Origin of the sequence: uncultured Eudoraea sp. (assembly GCF_947258525.1) — a bacterium.
Lineage (GTDB): Bacteria > Bacteroidota > Bacteroidia > Flavobacteriales > Flavobacteriaceae > Eudoraea.
Window position 1 is genome coordinate 1 of record NZ_CAMYIP010000228.1, and the last position, 17,250, is coordinate 17,250.

The following is a 17,250-nucleotide window of genomic DNA, read 5'->3' on the forward strand; positions in this document are numbered from 1 at the left end:
GCCACCTTTTCCGGGGAAACATTTTTTAAAAGGTAATTAAAGGAAGTAAAGGCCACTATACTGCCAAAAATAATAAGTAGTAGCATGGACCAGTTGGTTTCTGCACTCCAGGAAGTGGGCAGGCTCCAGGATTCACCAAAAACCAGGCTCATAAGACCCAGCATAAGTCCACCCATAAACATCTGGTAGCCGGTGTTTACAAAAAAGTTTTTCGGAAAATCTGCACGGACCACAAAGAGGCTGCCATAGGCCCAGGCAAGCATGGCGGAAAAGATCATACCAATACCCAAAAAGGCGTTTTCCTGCTCCAGTACCGCTTTTTGGTTTATAAGCAGGTACATCCCTATAATCCCCAAAAAAATGCCTACTATAGAACTGGATTGAATTTTCTTTCCCTGCAGGATCCACATCATTAAAAGGACGATAAGGGGTTGAGCAGAGATTTCTAAAGCCGCAAAGTTACTATCCACATATTTCAGGGCCCACACCACTACCCCATTCCCAAAACTCAGGAAAAGGAAGCCCACCAGGATGGTATTGCCCAGCTGCTTTTTGGTAATACGAAGGCTTTTACCCAAAATTGCAGCAATTCCAAAAATGAGAAGTCCGGCCACTGTAAAACGAACTCCTGCCAGCATAAAAGGTGGTAATTCTGCTACGGCAATCTTGTTGAGTAAATAGGTAGACCCCCAGATTACATAAATAGCGAAGAAAGCACCGATTATTAATGGAACATTTCGTTTAGACTCCATACGATAGAATAGAGAGCAATATTAGCTTTTTGAAAGTAGACCGGGAAGGATTTTTTTCAAATAGTTAACTTCTCGGATAAAAAAAAGTGAAGGCCTGTGCTATTTGTGCTATTTCTTTATTCGCTTTCTGCTTGCCTTTTCAGAGGTTTAGTAAGTAAACTTTTTCTTATCTCTTAATTAAAGGCCTCCTCGTCAATTCTGACTAACGGCAAGCTATCCTACAATATATATTGTTATCAACTTAGAATAAATGACCTCCCATCATTTTTTTGATGTATAGTGCACACTTAGAATTTTGAGTATTTGTTCTATGATATCTGTTAAATATTCATCGTAAGCCATACGGGTTATATTCTATATACCACCAAATTGCCAAACAAAAGGCAAAAGTTTAGTGTATGTCATCCCACCATTTATGTGTAAGGTTTTCATTAAATGTATGCAAACTTCCCATGACAGGGTGGCCATATGAAATTTGCTGTTTCATGGCTTCCTCTACAAACCTTTCAATTGGATCTTTCCAGGAGTGTTGAGCCAAAGGAAATCCTGCCCAATGCACCGGCATAGATTTGGCAACCCTGCTTTCCAGAGCAGCCCTTACACTCTCCTCCGGATACATATGAATCTGATGCCAGTTTTCATTGTATTGCCCGCATTCCATAAATGCAAAGTCAAACGGACCTAATTGTTCTCCAATAGTTTTAAAATGAGTGCCATAACCGCTATCTCCGCTAAACCAGATGTTCTCTTTGGCCGTTTTAAAGGCCCAGCCACCCCAAAGTGATTTGGCCCTATCTGTTAGGCCACGTCCGGAAAAATGCCTGGTTGGGGTAAAGGTAATTTCTATATCCTTAAAACTCTGGTTGGACCACCAGTCAAATTCTGTGATATCTTTTTGGGGAACCCCCCATTTTATTAAATGACGGGCAACACCTAAAGCCACAAAATAGTGTTTAACCTTCGGTTTAAGTCTTTGTATACTTGCCAAATCCAAATGATCGTAATGATCATGGGACATTAGGAGCAGATCAATTTCAGGGAAGTCATCTATGAGTTCAAGGGTGTTAGAACTAAATCGTTTTACGGGAAAAGGCGCAATTGGCGCTGCATTTGGACCCAACATTGGATCAATAAATAATGTAAGTCCATTCATTCTCAATAGTATGGCCGAATGTCCATACCATATAAACTTTGTTTTCTCCGAAGCACTTAAGAAAGCAGGCTTATCAAAAAGAGCTATAGGTAATTTGCGTAGTGGCTCCCTCCCCTCCTTTTCACAAAACTGTTTATAGAGTAACCTTGGCAAGGTTTGAAAATTGATATCCATTTTAGTGACTTCCAGGTTTTCAAATTTGGTCCCGTCCCAATGCTTTGAAGTTGCATAGTTTTGAATATCAGTTTTTGAGGCGCGTGCACCAAATTGTTTTCTCATGCTAAATTAATTTTATAAAATCATAAAGTCGTAAAAGGCCCTAACGGTGGTGAAATTATAAAAACATAGTTTAAAGAAGGTAGCTTATAATAGGATTCTTTTTAATATATTTGTCAACCATATGGTTAAACTGAATAGTTGAATATGACTAAAACAAAAGACTCCAAAACAGAACATATCATATTGGATGCAGCCAAAAGAGTGTTTCAAAATAAAGGCATGGATGGTGCAAGAATGCAGGAAATAGCAGATGAAGCACAGATCAATAAAGCTATGCTACACTATTATTACAGGAGTAAGCAACTTCTGTTTGAAGCGGTTTTTAAAAATGCTTTCGCGCTCCTGGCGCCTCAGCTTAACTCCATTCTAAATGACGAATCCTCTGTGGAGGAAAAGATCAGGAACTTTACATCAAATTATATTTCATTTATTAGCAAACACCCCTATCTGCCAACTTTTATTATTCAGGAACTTAACAGGAATCCTGATTTTGTTTTACAAATGAAGGAGAAGAAAGGATTTCCCAATATTGAAAAATTTAAAAAACAAATTGATGTTGAGATCCGGGAAGGAATACTTAAGCCCATAAAAGCAGAACAGTTATTCATAAATATTATGGCTCTGAATATTTTTCCATTTGTAGCTTCCCCTTTAATCAAGGCTTTTGTAAATATAGATGACAAGGCCTTTAAGCAACTTGTAGAAGACAGAAAAACAGAAGTCGCGGATTTTATTATAAACTCTATAAAAGCATAGCAAATGAAACATTTAAGTAGCTATCTGATAGTACTGGTTTCTCTGGGTGCTTTTGCACAGGAACCCCTCACACTAAATGATTGTTATAATTTGGTAGACACTAATTATCCTTTAGCAAGGCAGTCTGAACTTTATGAAAAACAAAATGCAATAGATATAGAAGCTATTGAGACCGATAGACTGCCTGAATTGAATTTGAACGCCCAGGCAACCTACCAGTCTGAAGTGATAGAAATTCCACTTCCGGATACGGGGATTGTACCGCCTAATAAAGATCAATACCGGGCCACTCTAACTGTTAATCAGTTAATCTATGGAGGTGGATTGATCAATACATCTATTGAGGCAGAAACAGCCAGTTTAAAAACAAAACAAAAACAGTTGGAGGTTAATTTGTACCAATTAAAAAAGCAGGTTAATCAGCTTTATTTTTCCATTTTGTTGTCGCAGGAAAACAGAGCTCTTTTAGAGGCAAAAAGGGAACAACTTAACGCAAAACTTAAAGAAGTGCAGTCTGGTATTAAAAACGGCACGATATTGCCAGCCTCAGATAAAGTACTGGAAGTGGAACTCCTAAAAATTAACCAGGGTTTTATAGAATTGGATTTAAACAGGGCTAGTTTGCTGCAAACCCTGGCTTCACTTATAGGCAAGGAGATCACCTCCACTACCCTATTGCAGAACCCTGAGATTACTACCGATTTGAATACTGAACTTTATCGCCCTGAGCTCGAGTTGTTTCAACTTAAGAAAGCACAATTAGAGACTTCAGATCAATTACTTTCCAGGCAAAATTTACCTAAAATTTATGGCTTTGCAGATGGAGGTTACGGGAACCCCGGATTAAACCCTTTGGAGAATGCTTTTCAGACTTTTTATGTTGTAGGCCTGAAGTTGAATTGGAATGTATTCGACTGGAATGCAACTAAAAAGCAACGTGAATCATTGTCCATTAACAAAGACATCATTGATACCGAAACCAATACTTTTAACCTGAACACCAATATTGAGCTCCAGCAACAACAATCTGAAATTGAAAAAATTTCAGGATTTATTGCTTCAGATATAGAGATTATTAAGTTGCGAAAAGAAGTGCTCAATGCAGCAGATTCACAGCTGAGGAACGGCGTGATTACTTCATCGGCCTATATCACGGAACTAACGAATCTATATACAGACGAGAATACATTGATCACACATAGAATTCAACTGGAACTTGCCAAGGCAAACTATAATATAATTCAAGGACAAAAATGAAGAATAAAGCAGCGTATATAACAGGAATAGTCGCACTGTTACTAAGTCTTTCGTCGTGCAGCGGTGACAACGGAAAAGCGGATGGGTATGGCAATTTTGAAGCCACTGAAATCACTATTTCTGCAGAAAATAGCGGCAAACTGATGCAGTTCAATGTAAAAGAAGGAGACCTTCTTGAAAAAGGTACATTCATAGGGTATATCGATACTATTCCCTTAGCTCTTAAACGAGAACAGTTGTTGTCATCCAGAGCCGTGGTATCCTCACAATCGAAAAGTGTATTATCTCAAATTTCAGTTTTAAATGCAAAACTAAAAACTGCAAATACAAACAAAGTACGCGCAGAAAACCTCATTGCAGACAATGCTGGAACACAAAAGCAATTGGATGATATCAATGGTGAAATAGATGTGATTAAACAACAAATACTAAGTGTTGAAATACAGAACGCACCGGTGATCAATGAACTGAAAAGCATTGATGTTCAATTAAGGCAAATAGATGATCAAATACTAAAAAGCAAAATAATAAATCCGGTTAATGGCACGGTTCTAACTAAGTATGCTGAGCCCAACGAGATCACTTCTTTTGGCAGACCCCTATATAAAATAGCAGATCTGAGTACGATGAAATTAAGGGCTTATTTTAGTGAAACACAATTGGCCGGATTAAAAATTGGACAGGAAGTTATTGTTAAGATTGATGATGCAGACACCATGCAATCTCTTAAGGGAAACATTAGCTGGATAGCATCAGAAGCAGAATTTACCCCAAAAATCATTCAGACCAAGGAGGAACGCGTTGCCCTTGTATATGCCATAAAGGTTGATGTAGCAAATGATGGCAGTCTTAAAATTGGAATGCCGGCAGAAGTATGGATGACTACTGATAACAACTGATGAGTATAGTTGTTTCTAACATATCAAAATCCTATAAAACTGTAAAAGCTTTAAAGAACATCTCCTTTGAAGTTAATGAAGGTGAACTCTTTGGCTTAATTGGTCCGGATGGAGCCGGTAAAACCACTTTGTTCAGGGTGCTGACCACGCTTTTGATTGCAGACGAAGGGAAAGCCACTGTAGCAGGTTATGACCTTTTAAAGGATTACAAAACCATTCGTGAAAGTGTTGGATATATGCCCGGAAGATTCTCATTATATCAGGATTTAACGGTGGAGGAAAACCTGAAATTCTTTGCTACAATTTTTGGGACAACCATAGCTGAGAACTACGATTTAATTAAAGACATATATGTGCAGATAGAACCGTTTAAGACCCGAAGAGCGGGCAAATTATCCGGAGGGATGAAGCAGAAGCTGGCATTGAGTTGTGCCCTTATACATAAACCAAAAGTGCTGTTTTTAGATGAACCGACTACCGGAGTTGATCCTGTTTCCAGAAAGGAATTCTGGGAAATGATAAAACGCTTGCAACAAAAAGGGATTACAATTTTAGTATCTACGCCATATATGGATGAGGCGGCCCTATGTGATAGAATAGCTTTAATACAAGATGGAACCATACTACAAATAGATACTCCTGAAGCTATAATAAAGCATTATCCTAAAGCTATTTATAATGTGAGCGCGGATAATATGTATCAATTGATTGAAAGTTTAAAGGCCTACGAACATAGTCATAGCGTTTATCCTTTTGGTGAATTTGTACATTATACAGATAAAAGAACAGGGTTCGATCCAAAACAGCTGAAGAAATATTTAGAAGAAAAAAAACTGGCCGGTATAAGCATAGAAATTACACAACCAACCATAGAGGATGCTTTTATGGAACTAGCCATATGATGGAAAATAACAATGTCATAGAAGTTAAAGAATTAACCAAGATGTTTGGCGATTTCACCGCAGTGAGCGCTATTACTTTTGAGGTTAAACAAGGTGAGATATTTGGTTTTCTGGGAGCCAATGGTGCGGGTAAAACCACAGCTATGAAAATGCTGATAGGTATTTCCAAGCCTACTGCCGGAGATGCCAGGGTAGCTGGTTTTGATGTGGCATCCGAAGCAGAAAACATCAAGAAAAATATTGGTTATATGAGCCAGAAGTTTGCCCTGTATGATGATTTGACGGTAAAAGAAAATATAACTTTTTTTGGCGGTATATATGGTCTTACCAGAGCAAAAATTAAGGAAAAGACAAGAGAATTAACCGAAGAATTGGGGTTGAAAGACCTTACTGATCAAATGGTGGGTTCTTTACCCCTTGGTTGGAAGCAAAAAATAGCCTTTTCGGTATCGCTCTTACACGAACCAAAGATTGTTTTTTTAGATGAACCAACTGGGGGTGTAGATCCTATAACCAGGAGACAATTTTGGGAAATGATCTACAAATCAGCAAATAAAGGCACTACCATTTTTGTGACGACACACTATATGGATGAAGCTGAATATTGCGATAGGGTTTCAATTATGGTTAACGGTAAAATAGAAGCACTGGACTCTCCTAAGAAACTAAAAGAGCAATATGGAGCCGAAACAATGAATGATGTGTTTTTAAAACTAGCAAGAGGATAAGACAGGTGTGATATGAAACAGTTCAGAGGATTCGTCATTAAGGAGTTTTATCACATTTTCAGGGATAAACGATCGCTGTTTATCTTATTTGGAATGCCAATTGCCCAAATCTTACTATTTGGTTTCGCTATTACCAATGAAATAAACAATGTAGACATTGCTGTCCTGGACCATTCCAAAGATGCGACAACTGAGGAAATGATTAACAGCATTGCGGCGTCAGAATACTTCAGTATTGATCAGTTCATTGAGCGGGAAGCCGATATAGAAACCGTTTTTAAACAGGGAAAGGTTAAGGCAGTCCTAAATATCGAAAAAGATTTTAGTCAGAAGTTAATCAAAGACGGTAAGGCATATGTACAGATAATCACGGATGCCACAGATCCTAATACTGCTAATACAATTTTTAATTATGTGACTTCAATTCTTCAAAAATTCCAGAGCAGCAAGAACAAATCAGCTGAATTTCCTTATCAAATAGTCCCACAAACGCGTATGGTTTATAACCCGGAATTAAAAAGCGTTTTTATGTTTGTGCCCGGTGTTATGACTATTATTTTAATGTTGGTTTCGGCAATGATGACCTCAATTTCTATCACTAGGGAAAAGGAATTAGGCACCATGGAAATATTACTGGTTTCACCTTTAAAGCCGTTCCAGGTTATTGTTGGCAAAGTGGTACCCTATATATTTCTTTCAGTGATCAATGCTATTGTGATTGTTGTTCTGAGCATTTTTATTTTTAAAATGCCTGTCGAAGGAAGTTTGTTTTTATTGGGTCTGGAGAGTGTATTGTTTATCATCACGGCTCTCGCTCTTGGAATTTTAATCTCTTCAATTGCGCAAACACAGCAAACTGCCATGATGATTAGTTTAATGGGGCTTATGCTTCCGGTAATCCTCTTATCCGGATTTATTTTTCCTATTTCCAGTATGCCCTTCATATTACAAATAATCAGCAACATTGTACCTGCCAAATGGTTTATCATCATCATAAAAGGAATAATGCTTAAAGGTGTCGGGCTTTGGTTCATATGGAAAGAAACCCTGGTATTATTGGGAATGACGGTATTTTTTATTGGGTTGAGTGTTAAAAAGTATAAAATCCGCTTAGAGTAATGAAGACTATTGGATTTATCATACAAAAGGAGTTTAAGCAGATCTTTAGAAATAAAGGGATGTTGCCTATTATTTTTGTTATGCCCATGGTTCAGCTTCTGATTTTAGCTAATGCTGCAACTTTTGAAATTAAGAACATCAAATTTGCATACCTGGATCATGATCGCACACCAACTTCCCGTGCCTTGTTAGAGAAATTTACTGCATCTACTTATTTTAATGTACTCACAGATTATGCATCCGGCAAACAGGCAAATTCCGCGATGCTAAAAGGTGATGTAGATGTAGTTCTGGAAATACCTCCCTACTTTGAAAAGGATTTAATGAATGATAAACACAACCAATTGGGGCTTACTATAAATGCAATAGACGGCGCAACGGCTGGTGTGGAAAGTGTATATGTAAGTCAGATTGTGCAAAGTTTTAATAAGAATATAAGAACTGAGTTGATGCAGGTTTCAGATAATTTAGTTAGACCAATTCAGATCACAACAATTCCTTCATTTTGGTATAATGAAACTTTGAATTATAAAACCTTTATGGTACCGGGAATATTAGTATTACTGGTTACTATGATTACCTTGTTTTTATCTGGGATGAATATTGTACGTGAAAAAGAAATTGGTACCCTAGAACAAATTAATGTTACTCCAATACTAAAAAAGCAGTTCATTATAGGCAAATTGTTTCCCTTCTGGATCATTGGTATGGGATTGCTAACTATAGGGCTTATTATTGCTAAATTAGTTTTTGATATCCCAATTGTAGGGAGCCTTGCCTTGATGTACGCATATACATCCATTTACATTTTTGTTGTTTTGGGGATAGGATTATTTATTTCTAATTTTACGGATACCCAACAACAGGCCATGTTCATAGCCTGGTTTTTTATGGTTATTTTTATTTTAATGAGTGGGTTATTTACCCCTATAGAGAGTATGCCAGAATGGGCACAGGCAATTACAGAGTTCAACCCTATCAAATATTTTGTTGAAGTAATGCGCATGGTAATGCTCAAAGGTTCATCTTTTACCGATATACTGCCTCAATTTGCGAAGACCCTGGTCTACGCTTTTATTATGAACGGACTGGCTGTTTGGAGTTATAAAAAAACCAGTTAAAAAGAAATTTCACGAATAAAGATTGGGCTTAACCTCCTATATGGAAGCACTTACAAGCTACTTTACATATTCTTTAATTCACTTACTAAATCTGTAAGAGCATCTTTAGCATCTCCAAAAAGCATTACCGTTTTGGAATTATAGAATAATTCATTTTCTATTCCCGCATATCCGGCATTCATGGTACGTTTATTAACGATGATATGTTTTGCATTTTCCGCATCCAGTATTGGCATTCCATATATGGGGCTCGAGGGATCGTTATGCGCGGCCGGATTTACCACATCATTGGCCCCTACCACCAATACAACATCGGTATTTTTAAAGTGAGAATTAATATCCTCCATTTCCACCAACAAGGAATAATCTACATTGCTCTCTGCCAGCAAAACATTCATATGCCCCGGCATACGGCCAGCAACAGGATGAATGGCATATTTAACATCAACACCTTTCTCAGTTAGCAATTCCTCCAATTCATGTATTACATGTTGTGCCTGGGCAACAGCCAATCCGTAACCCGGAACTATGATTACACTATTAGCATAGTTCATCATTATTGCAGCATCACTGGGGTTCGTTTTTTTAATAGACCCAAGACGTTTATCAGCTCCTGCAACTGAATCTGTTCCTCCGAATGTGCCAAATATCACCGCTCCCAAGGTTCTGTTCATTCCCTTACACATGGCAATTGTAAGTATAATACCGGCCGAACCAACAAGGATACCCCCTACTAACATTACCATATTGGAATATAAAATCCCTGTGATAGCAGCTGCAATGCCTGTTAATGAATTCAGCAATGAAATTACTACGGGCATATCTGCACCTCCGATAGGGAGCACAAATAAGATTCCGTAAACTAAACCTGCCCCAAGTAAGCCAAATATTATTGCCTGATCGCTTGCACCAGTACTTACAGTAAATACAGCGAATGCTATAATAGCAAGGAAAAACAAATTATTAATGGTATTGTACTTAGGGATAGAGACAACGCTTTTTATTGAGCCGTTTAATTTTCCCCAGGCTATCATACTTCCGGAAAATGTGATCGCACCTATTATTATGCCGGAAACTATAGTTGTGGCCTGCATTTTATCATCAACATTTTTACTGAATTCTACCAAACCAATCAGCGCGGCACTTGCTCCTCCAAAACCGTTGAATAAAGAAACCAATTCCGGCATCTTCGTCATTTTCACTTTTACGGCCATCCAACCCCCAATCGCCGAACCTAATAATAGGGCTGAACCAATTAGGATATAAATAAAGGTTGGGATTTGAAGATCATGGATAAAAATTGTAGCTGCTATAGCAAGAGCCATTCCTGAAGCCGCAATTAAATTTCCATTTTTTGCTGTGGCAGGGTGCCCTAACTTTTTTAATCCAAGTATAAAAGCTATAGTAGCTATCAGATAGATAATACTTAATGATATGCTCATTAATTTTTCTTTTTAAACATTTGAAGCATTCTTCCGGTTACGGCAAACCCACCAACTACATTTATAATCCCTAGCACTACCCCTATAAAACCTAAGGCTAGTGAAAAATAATCATCCGGGTCGGATTGCAACATTACTAATATAGCCCCTATTACTACCACTCCGCTTAGGGCATTTGCACCAGACATTAAGGGTGTATGTAGTACGGCAGGAATATTTTTGATGACCTCTACTCCTACAAATATTGCAAGGATAAGGATGTAAATAATCTGGAGATTATCACTAATAAATTGTATCAGTCCATTCATCTTATTTGCTTTTAGGTTGTCGTATTATTCCATTATGAACAATTAAAGTCTCATCTGTAATTTGTTCTTCCAGGTCCCATTTAAATTGGTTATCCTCTGTAAGATGCATGATAAAATTATACATGTTTTTGGCATACAAATCGCTGGCATTGGTAGATACACTTTCAGGCGCTATACTGGTCCCAATCACTTTTACTCCATTTCTTATAACAGTTTTATTTAGTTTGCTTATTTCACAATTACCACCCTGGGCTGCGGCGAGGTCTATAATCACCGCACCGTTTTTCATTTGTAAAACCTGTTCTTCTGTTATTAATACAGGAGATTTTTTTCCGGGTATACCAGCTGTTGTAATTACTAAATCTGCTTTAAAAAGAGATTTGTTAACTGCCTCTTTCTGTCTTTGCGCATAATCTTCAGTAGCTTCTTTTGCATAACCATCTTCAGATTGACCATCAGTTCCTTCAACTAAAATGAATTTTGCGCCTAAAGACTCTGCCTGCTCCTTGGTTTCTAATCTAATATCCGTGGCTCTTACTATAGCTCCGAGGCGTTTCGCCGTTGCTATTGCCTGTAAGCCGGCAACCCCTACCCCATATATCAAAACCCTGGCCGGCTTTATAGTACCGGCTGCAGTCATCATTAACGGAAATATTTTTTTCATTTCATAAGCCCCCAAAATAACCGATTTGTAACCTGCCAAATTACTTTGTGAACTAAGTACATCCATATCCTGTGCTCTTGAAATACGGGGCATGGCATCCATTGAAAATGCCGTTGCGCCTTGCTCTGCAATTTTCTTAATCAATTTGGGGAAGGATTTATGATACAATTGGCCAATCAAAATTTGGCCCTTATTAATCAATTTTAAATCATCTTCATTAAAAGGATTTATCTTAATAAGCACATCGGCCTCTTTAAAAACAACTCCACGTTCTTCTATTCTCGCACCTGCTTCTTTATAGTCAGAATTTTTAAAAGAAGAATATTCCCCGGCATCGTCTTCTACGATTAATTCAAACCCTTTATTAATTAGTTGTTTTGCTATACGAGGAGCTATTGAAACGCGTTTTTCGCCTTTTTGAGTTTCTTTCAATATACCTATTATCATAGTTGTTTGTTGTTTAGCAGCCTAAATATTGTTCCCGGAATTGAATTAAAATTTAGAGTCCATGAAATTATACTATTTTTTCTAAATCTACACAATCAAATGAAAAGTGTTATGAGTTTTTCTTATCTATAAACTACTGGGGTTAATGTTAATTTGCCGGTTATTAATAAAATTAGAACAAATTAGCCGGCGCATAGGGTTTATTATTGCCTTTTCACAACCATATAAGTTCGTTTGGCAACAAATATGACAGCTACTTTTAAGAAGGTACTAGTTTTGACGTTATAATGAAAAGTCAATATAAATGAAAAATACAATTTTAGCACTAGCTTTCACATTTCTGGGAATGGGCTTGCATGCACAAGAGGGTCTAAAGCTCGGGATTCACGCTGGCTTACCTATTGATGATTTTAATGATGAAATTAGCCTTGTGGCCGGATTAGACCTTGGCTATATGTGGGCCCTTGGAGAAGTAGTTGACCTTGGTATAAGTACAGGACTTGTGTACGGATTTAAGGAATCTTTTCAGTCAGATATAATTGCTGATAGTCTAACAGACGTACAATTTGTACCCCTTGCAGCTTCATTAAGAATATGGCCCTCCAACTCCTTTTCTTTCGGGGTTGACGGTGGTTATGGTCTTGGATTAAATAAAGGTAATGATGGTGGAATTTATTACAGACCTATCATTGGCTACCTGATGGGGCCTTTAACTGAAATTAATCTATCCTATACCGGAATACAGCTAGAAAACAGAACCTGGAACACAGTTACCCTTGGGTTCTTACATACTTTCCAGTTTAAAGATTACTAGATTGCATCTAGGCTTTTAATATTCCTTCTATTGTTTGTAATTCCTCCGTGGTAAATGACATTTTCTCAAGAATCCCGACAGCATCTTCTATTTGTGAAACTTTACTGGCGCCAATAATTACTGAGGTTACCCTTTCATCCCTTAAAACCCAGGAAAGCGCCATTTGTGCCATTTTTTGCCCCCTGGATTCAGCTATTTCATTAAGACGTTTTACCTTATCAATCTTTTCGGGAGTGATATCTGTTGATTGCAAATAGCTGTCTGCTTTGGAAGCTCGCGACCCCTCAGGAATACCTTTGAGATACTTATTGGTCAACAATCCTTGAAACAACGGGCTGAATACTACAGATCCAACACCATTTTTCGCAAGCACATCTAATAAACCATCCTCTACCCATCTATTGAACATACTATAAGAAGGTTGATGTACCAGACAAGGTGTGCCGAGTTCTTTCAATATATCAATAGCTTTCTGCGATTGTTCCGGGTCGTAAGAGGAGATACCTGCATACAAAGCTTTTCCCGATCGAACAATCTGATCCAGCGCCATCATGGTCTCTTCTAACGGAGTATTTGGGTCGGGTCTGTGGCTGTAAAATATATCTACATATTCCAGACCCATGCGTTTAAGGCTTTGATCACAACTTGCAATCAGATATTTACGGGATCCCCATTCACCATATGGCCCGGGCCACATATCATAACCTGCTTTAGAAGTAATGATCAATTCATCTCGGTATGATTTTAAATCAGACTTTAAAATTCTTCCAAAAGTTTCTTCTGCCGAACCATAGGGAGGTCCGTAATTGTTGGCGAGGTCAAAATGGGTAATACCAAGATCGAATGCCCTAAGAACCATATTCCTTCCATTTTCATAAACATCTATACCGCCGAAGTTATGCCATAGACCAAGGGATATTGCCGGAAGAAGTAAACCGCTGTTTCCACAACGATTGTATTTCATTTGGCCATACCTTTCAGTATTTGCTGTATAATTCATATCTGATACGCTAGTAGTTGTTCAATTTTGTATTTGATTATCAGGTCATTTAGCATTCGACCAAGCAATTAGGATTTTGAAACTGCATGGCCAGTATCTACTGCCGTTCGTACTTTTTTCCAATCTACCTCTCCCAATAAAGCACATTCAGCACCTAAGATAAAACGATCCGGGGCTTCTCGCAGGACTTCGTTTACCCGGGTATGTATTTCCTTATCTGTACCCGTAAGAATTGGACCTCTTTTTTCAAGGCCTCCCATTATTGGCCTTTCGCCAAACATTGCATACAATTCTTTTAGCGGGACTCTTTCACCTGCTATAACATCGCTTAAATTTACAATATGACCCGGATAATCTACAAATGGACTCACATCATCATAGGGTCCTTCATAGTCACAAATGTGTAAAACATTGCAGATACAGCCATCATTTATTTCATTCTGTACAACCATATCGGTGGGTTTTATATAATCCAGAAAGATATTCGGATCCTGAAACCTGAATGCCTCATTTCCCTGAGTTGGAGCTAAAAATCCATCGACGCCTAGTTTTTTACATTCTTTTAAAAAGATCATAACGCTGTCTGTAATAATTTCCAGTCCTTTTTTAACACTTTCAGGATCTTGTTTCAAATGCTCTGTAACCAATTGACTGGTAACACTATGACCGGCACACATGAACGGAGAATAAAACGTAGCGATGACCGGAGCCATTTTTTTGCCTTGTTTAACTAATTCCTTAACCACATAGAGTTGCTTTTCATAAAAATCTTTTTTGTAAAAAGGCATTTTGGCCCAGTCTTCCGGCTTTTGGATGATATCTATAGCCGGGAATAATGCTTCATACTGGATTTTGATAAAATCCATGTCAATTGCTTTAAAATATTCCAGATGTCTTGCAACTGCCGCATCACCCCATTGAAAGCCTTCACCAAAATGAACAAAAAACCCACTGGGAATATAGTCCTGTTTCCCGGTTGAAGTCAATAGGTTTAAAACCGCTTCTCGCTTGTTGAAAGCCGGTGTTGAATCACATGAGCCAAGACTGAACACACCCAAGCCGGTAGCATAAGTACCAGCAGAGATTAACCCCATAGATTTTAGAAATTCCCTTCTTTTAATTGTTGTTATTAGGTCCATAAGTCGGAATATTTAAAAATGAAACAGCATTGTATAAGACTCATGGAAAGATAGTCCAAAAAGATTAAATCCTAAATAAGTCCATACTATATTATGAACCTATTTAGGATTAAGTATTCGGTATTTAAAGTATGACTTCGCTGAAATCAGCTTTCACCATTTCACTATAAAATAAAGCGTTTAACCATTTTGGAATCATGTTTTAAAAACACTTCTCCCTCAACAAGATCAATGGCATAATTTGGCTTCCTGTTTTTACCAAGAGGAATACTACTCTCGCTCTCGCCGGTATCTTTATTTATTTTTAAAAGTTCAATACCATTTTCACTTTTGGTAAGCACCATGCAATAGTTTCTGGCTTCTTTTGTGGCCTTAAACCTTTTATTGGCAGCGTTGAAAGCCAATCGTGCTGCACTGCCGGCAGATCTGCCCATTTCATTATAAGCAGCTCCTAATTCTGCAAATGCCTGCCCTTCTGCAGTATCCATACCATATTGGGCACCTGCTTGCTGCAATACTCCCGAAGTCATGGTGCTTACTGCCGAGACATATCCCGCATAAACGGTTCCTGCAAACAGTAAAGCCCTTTTCCACCCTTCTTCTCTGGGTGAGGCATAATATTTTTGAAATAAAAGCGTGCCATTATAATCATACATTGCAAAATTCTGATCAGAACTTAACAGAATACCTTTTTCCCTTAATTCTAAAGTATTTGGCGATTCATTTTCATCAAACCTAACAGGCTCTGTAGCTGCCATATCAATTGCTCCACTATCAAGATTAACACTTGCCACAGCTCCCGATTTGTAGTCATAGGTGTATAAATAGTTCCCATTTTGATTGACTAGTTTATAGTGGGTTTTTAAATCTTTTTCCCATAAAAGATCGCCTGTTTCTATATTCACAATATTCATTTCTTCTTCGGTAGCATATAGTATTCCATGCTTCGTGGTAAGGGTATAGCCCACATGACCTTTTACCTTGATTGTTTTATCAAATGTAAAGAGTCCGTTCTTAGTATCAAGGTAGTTCAAAAAGTGTTTCTCATTTCTGGTAGTGATTACCAGCAATCCCTCTTGAGTAGGTGTGTAATCATAAATTCCCCCTTTAATGGTTATTCCCCTTCCTTTTTTACCCCAAAGACCTTTGCCGTCGGCCATGGAGAATAGATTTACCCGGGAATTTTGGCCTCCCTGTGGTAGAACCAATAAATCATTATTTATCCAGGTAGTAAGCCCCAGTTGCCCTTTTACTTCTACCGGATCAGGCCATATCATTTTCCCATTTGAAATATCATATGCTCTATATGTAGAAGTGAAAGTTACAATGGTATTATTACTGCTGGATGACATTGATCGGTTTTCATTTCTTTGTTCTGAGCCTATTATAAAATACTCACGGGAAGGATGCATATTAAAATCGAGCTTTATTTCTATTCCTTCAGAAGCGGCCTCCGCTACATTCTTCAGAAGATTACCAAAAGCACCCATTTTGCTAATTTGTTCCGCCTCGCTTGAATTATCAACGCTCCAGATTACATCACCCGTTTTAGATTTAATTTTGACATTTTTAAGCAAGGTTATTCCCAATAACTCTTCTTCATTCAGCTCAACAAGATCTATTAATTTGCCAAAACTACCTTCTTTACTCCAGAGCACTTTGCCTGTGGAAATATCTATTGAGAGGGCCATATCTTCTCCCGATACAGATTTCCCTGCTACAACTATGGCATTAGATTGATAAAGGACAAAATGTTGTTTCACATTTTTAATTCCATGATCAAAAGAGTTAAATACCTTACTGCCATCAAAAAGATTTACAATAAAAAACCCTTTTTCTGTTTCAATTTTGGCAAAGGGAGAATTCTCCAATTCCGTAAATGAATCTTCACCCAATCGTGAAAAAGTTAAATCGCTCCAGATTACCTCCCCAGTGTTATTGTCAATACCATATAAACCTGAATTCGTATGTACAATGTAATTACCTAAAGCACTGACAGTCTGCCAGTTTATCTCATTATCAAATGAAGAAGTCCATGTTTCTTCTGACTGAGCAAATAATGAAATACTAGTGAAAACAAATGAGTATAAGATAATTTTTTTAAGCATTTTGTGGATATTAAAATTGATGATTTGGGTTGAATTGATTCGTGAAATAAAAACGTTGCGATATACAAATTATTGTTAACCAAAGGGTTGAGTTTTTAAAACAAAAAAAAGGAAAGCAAAGTGTCAGGCACTTTATCTTCCCTTGATTATCTTTAATCCTTCATTCTTCGAAGTAGTTCCGGAACTAAAGACTATTAAACCTGATCTTTATGCTTTGGGCTTTATATTCTGATTTACCCTAAATAAATTGTTGGGATCATAGACTTTTTTAATTTCCGTCAAACGATCGTAATTATGCTTATAACTGGCCTGAACCCTTTCCTGGCCTTCATCCATCATAAAGTTGGAATATGCTCCCCCTG

17 protein-coding genes are annotated in these 17,250 nt (G+C 37.7%); 8 read left to right on the forward strand and 9 right to left on the reverse strand.

Annotated elements, in window-relative coordinates; genetic code table 11:
• Together Q0X89_RS17510 and Q0X89_RS17515 are read right to left on the reverse strand one after the other, a co-directional pair.
• Nucleotides 1-752: EamA family transporter (locus Q0X89_RS17510; RefSeq protein ID WP_297696595.1), on the reverse strand; the 752-nt coding region annotated here is incomplete at its 3' end.
• 391 nt (nucleotides 753-1,143) lie between these two features.
• Nucleotides 1,144-2,184, reverse strand: coding sequence for an MBL fold metallo-hydrolase (locus tag Q0X89_RS17515; protein WP_297696597.1), 1,041 nt, complete (start codon nucleotides 2,182-2,184; stop codon nucleotides 1,144-1,146).
• A gap of 144 nt (nucleotides 2,185-2,328) precedes the next feature.
• Between Q0X89_RS17515 and Q0X89_RS17520 the strand changes: the two genes are divergently transcribed.
• Genes Q0X89_RS17520 through Q0X89_RS17550 form a run of 7 tightly spaced genes read left to right on the forward strand, consistent with a single transcriptional unit; the run spans nucleotide 2,329 to nucleotide 8,966 of the window.
• Nucleotides 2,329-2,940: a TetR/AcrR family transcriptional regulator gene (locus tag Q0X89_RS17520; RefSeq protein WP_297696599.1), complete on the forward strand. Its 612-nt coding sequence runs from the start codon at nucleotides 2,329-2,331 to the stop codon at nucleotides 2,938-2,940.
• A 3-nt stretch (nucleotides 2,941-2,943) separates the two neighbouring features.
• The gene (locus Q0X89_RS17525) at nucleotides 2,944-4,197 is read left to right on the forward strand and encodes a TolC family protein (protein ID WP_297696601.1); all 1,254 of its coding nucleotides are present in this window, start codon (nucleotides 2,944-2,946) and stop codon (nucleotides 4,195-4,197) included.
• On the forward strand, nucleotides 4,194-5,096 hold the full coding sequence (locus tag Q0X89_RS17530; protein WP_297696603.1) for an HlyD family efflux transporter periplasmic adaptor subunit: 903 nt from the start codon (nucleotides 4,194-4,196) through the stop codon (nucleotides 5,094-5,096). Before Q0X89_RS17525 ends, Q0X89_RS17530 begins: the two co-directional genes overlap by 4 nt.
• On the forward strand, nucleotides 5,096-5,998 hold the full coding sequence (locus tag Q0X89_RS17535; protein ID WP_297696605.1) for an ABC transporter ATP-binding protein: 903 nt from the start codon (nucleotides 5,096-5,098) through the stop codon (nucleotides 5,996-5,998). Before Q0X89_RS17530 ends, Q0X89_RS17535 begins: the two co-directional genes overlap by 1 nt.
• Complete coding sequence (locus Q0X89_RS17540; protein ID WP_297696625.1) at nucleotides 5,998-6,726, forward strand: ABC transporter ATP-binding protein; 729 nt, start codon at nucleotides 5,998-6,000, stop codon at nucleotides 6,724-6,726. The genes Q0X89_RS17535 and Q0X89_RS17540 overlap by 1 nt, the downstream gene beginning before the upstream one ends.
• Before the next feature lie 12 nt (nucleotides 6,727-6,738).
• Entirely contained in the window at nucleotides 6,739-7,845 is a 1,107-nt protein-coding gene (locus tag Q0X89_RS17545) for an ABC transporter permease (RefSeq protein WP_297696607.1), read from the forward strand.
• On the forward strand, nucleotides 7,845-8,966 hold the full coding sequence (locus Q0X89_RS17550) for an ABC transporter permease (protein ID WP_297696609.1): 1,122 nt from the start codon (nucleotides 7,845-7,847) through the stop codon (nucleotides 8,964-8,966). The genes Q0X89_RS17545 and Q0X89_RS17550 overlap by 1 nt, the downstream gene beginning before the upstream one ends.
• 62 nt (nucleotides 8,967-9,028) lie before the next feature.
• Here the strand turns inward: Q0X89_RS17550 and Q0X89_RS17555 are convergent, their stop codons facing one another.
• From Q0X89_RS17555 to Q0X89_RS17565, 3 genes are read right to left on the reverse strand one after another with little or no spacing between them, the layout of a single operon-like run.
• Nucleotides 9,029-10,408, reverse strand: a complete 1,380-nt coding sequence (locus Q0X89_RS17555) for an NAD(P)(+) transhydrogenase (Re/Si-specific) subunit beta (RefSeq protein WP_297696611.1) — start codon at nucleotides 10,406-10,408, stop codon at nucleotides 9,029-9,031.
• The gene (locus Q0X89_RS17560; RefSeq protein ID WP_297696613.1) at nucleotides 10,408-10,716 is read right to left on the reverse strand and encodes an NAD(P) transhydrogenase subunit alpha; all 309 of its coding nucleotides are present in this window, start codon (nucleotides 10,714-10,716) and stop codon (nucleotides 10,408-10,410) included. The genes Q0X89_RS17555 and Q0X89_RS17560 overlap by 1 nt, the downstream gene beginning before the upstream one ends.
• A 1-nt stretch (nucleotide 10,717) precedes the next feature.
• On the reverse strand, nucleotides 10,718-11,827 hold the full coding sequence (locus Q0X89_RS17565; protein ID WP_297696615.1) for a Re/Si-specific NAD(P)(+) transhydrogenase subunit alpha: 1,110 nt from the start codon (nucleotides 11,825-11,827) through the stop codon (nucleotides 10,718-10,720).
• 304 nt (nucleotides 11,828-12,131) lie between these two features.
• On the opposite strand from Q0X89_RS17565, the gene Q0X89_RS17570 reads away from it, so the two are divergent.
• A complete protein-coding gene (locus tag Q0X89_RS17570) occupies nucleotides 12,132-12,641 on the forward strand; it encodes a hypothetical protein (RefSeq protein ID WP_297696617.1) in 510 nt (169 codons plus the stop codon).
• Between the two features lie 7 nt (nucleotides 12,642-12,648).
• Here the strand turns inward: Q0X89_RS17570 and mgrA are convergent, their stop codons facing one another.
• The 4 genes from mgrA to Q0X89_RS17590 all read right to left on the reverse strand — a co-directional run.
• Nucleotides 12,649-13,641, reverse strand: coding sequence for an L-glyceraldehyde 3-phosphate reductase (mgrA, locus tag Q0X89_RS17575; RefSeq protein WP_297696619.1), 993 nt, complete (start codon nucleotides 13,639-13,641; stop codon nucleotides 12,649-12,651).
• 68 nt (nucleotides 13,642-13,709) lie between these two features.
• Nucleotides 13,710-14,780, reverse strand: coding sequence for a uroporphyrinogen decarboxylase family protein (locus Q0X89_RS17580; protein ID WP_297696621.1), 1,071 nt, complete (start codon nucleotides 14,778-14,780; stop codon nucleotides 13,710-13,712).
• A gap of 164 nt (nucleotides 14,781-14,944) precedes the next feature.
• Nucleotides 14,945-16,888, reverse strand: a complete 1,944-nt coding sequence (locus tag Q0X89_RS17585; protein WP_297696623.1) for a PQQ-binding-like beta-propeller repeat protein — start codon at nucleotides 16,886-16,888, stop codon at nucleotides 14,945-14,947.
• Between the two features lie 207 nt (nucleotides 16,889-17,095).
• A partial coding sequence (locus Q0X89_RS17590; RefSeq protein ID WP_297696627.1) for a BBE domain-containing protein occupies nucleotides 17,096-17,250 on the reverse strand: 155 nt, incomplete at its 5' end.

What these genes read in the sequence shown, in the direction of transcription:
- Q0X89_RS17565 (WP_297696615.1), bottom strand. Translation starts at nt 11,827, where the DNA reads ATGATAATAGGTATATTGAAAGAAACTCAAAAAGGCGAAAAACGCGTT.
- Q0X89_RS17570 (WP_297696617.1), top strand. Translation starts at nt 12,132, where the DNA reads ATGAAAAATACAATTTTAGCACTAGCTTTCACATTTCTGGGAATGGGC.
- Q0X89_RS17585 (WP_297696623.1), bottom strand. Translation starts at nt 16,888, where the DNA reads ATGCTTAAAAAAATTATCTTATACTCATTTGTTTTCACTAGTATTTCA.
- Q0X89_RS17550 (WP_297696609.1), top strand. Translation starts at nt 7,845, where the DNA reads ATGAAGACTATTGGATTTATCATACAAAAGGAGTTTAAGCAGATCTTT.
- Q0X89_RS17530 (WP_297696603.1), top strand. Translation starts at nt 4,194, where the DNA reads ATGAAGAATAAAGCAGCGTATATAACAGGAATAGTCGCACTGTTACTA.
- Q0X89_RS17520 (WP_297696599.1), top strand. Translation starts at nt 2,329, where the DNA reads ATGACTAAAACAAAAGACTCCAAAACAGAACATATCATATTGGATGCA.
- Q0X89_RS17545 (WP_297696607.1), top strand. Translation starts at nt 6,739, where the DNA reads ATGAAACAGTTCAGAGGATTCGTCATTAAGGAGTTTTATCACATTTTC.
- Q0X89_RS17555 (WP_297696611.1), bottom strand. Translation starts at nt 10,408, where the DNA reads ATGAGCATATCATTAAGTATTATCTATCTGATAGCTACTATAGCTTTT.
- Q0X89_RS17525 (WP_297696601.1), top strand. Translation starts at nt 2,944, where the DNA reads ATGAAACATTTAAGTAGCTATCTGATAGTACTGGTTTCTCTGGGTGCT.
- Q0X89_RS17580 (WP_297696621.1), bottom strand. Translation starts at nt 14,780, where the DNA reads ATGGACCTAATAACAACAATTAAAAGAAGGGAATTTCTAAAATCTATG.
- mgrA (WP_297696619.1), bottom strand. Translation starts at nt 13,641, where the DNA reads ATGAATTATACAGCAAATACTGAAAGGTATGGCCAAATGAAATACAAT.
- Q0X89_RS17560 (WP_297696613.1), bottom strand. Translation starts at nt 10,716, where the DNA reads ATGAATGGACTGATACAATTTATTAGTGATAATCTCCAGATTATTTAC.
- Q0X89_RS17535 (WP_297696605.1), top strand. Translation starts at nt 5,096, where the DNA reads ATGAGTATAGTTGTTTCTAACATATCAAAATCCTATAAAACTGTAAAA.
- Q0X89_RS17515 (WP_297696597.1), bottom strand. Translation starts at nt 2,184, where the DNA reads ATGAGAAAACAATTTGGTGCACGCGCCTCAAAAACTGATATTCAAAAC.
- Q0X89_RS17540 (WP_297696625.1), top strand. Translation starts at nt 5,998, where the DNA reads ATGGAAAATAACAATGTCATAGAAGTTAAAGAATTAACCAAGATGTTT.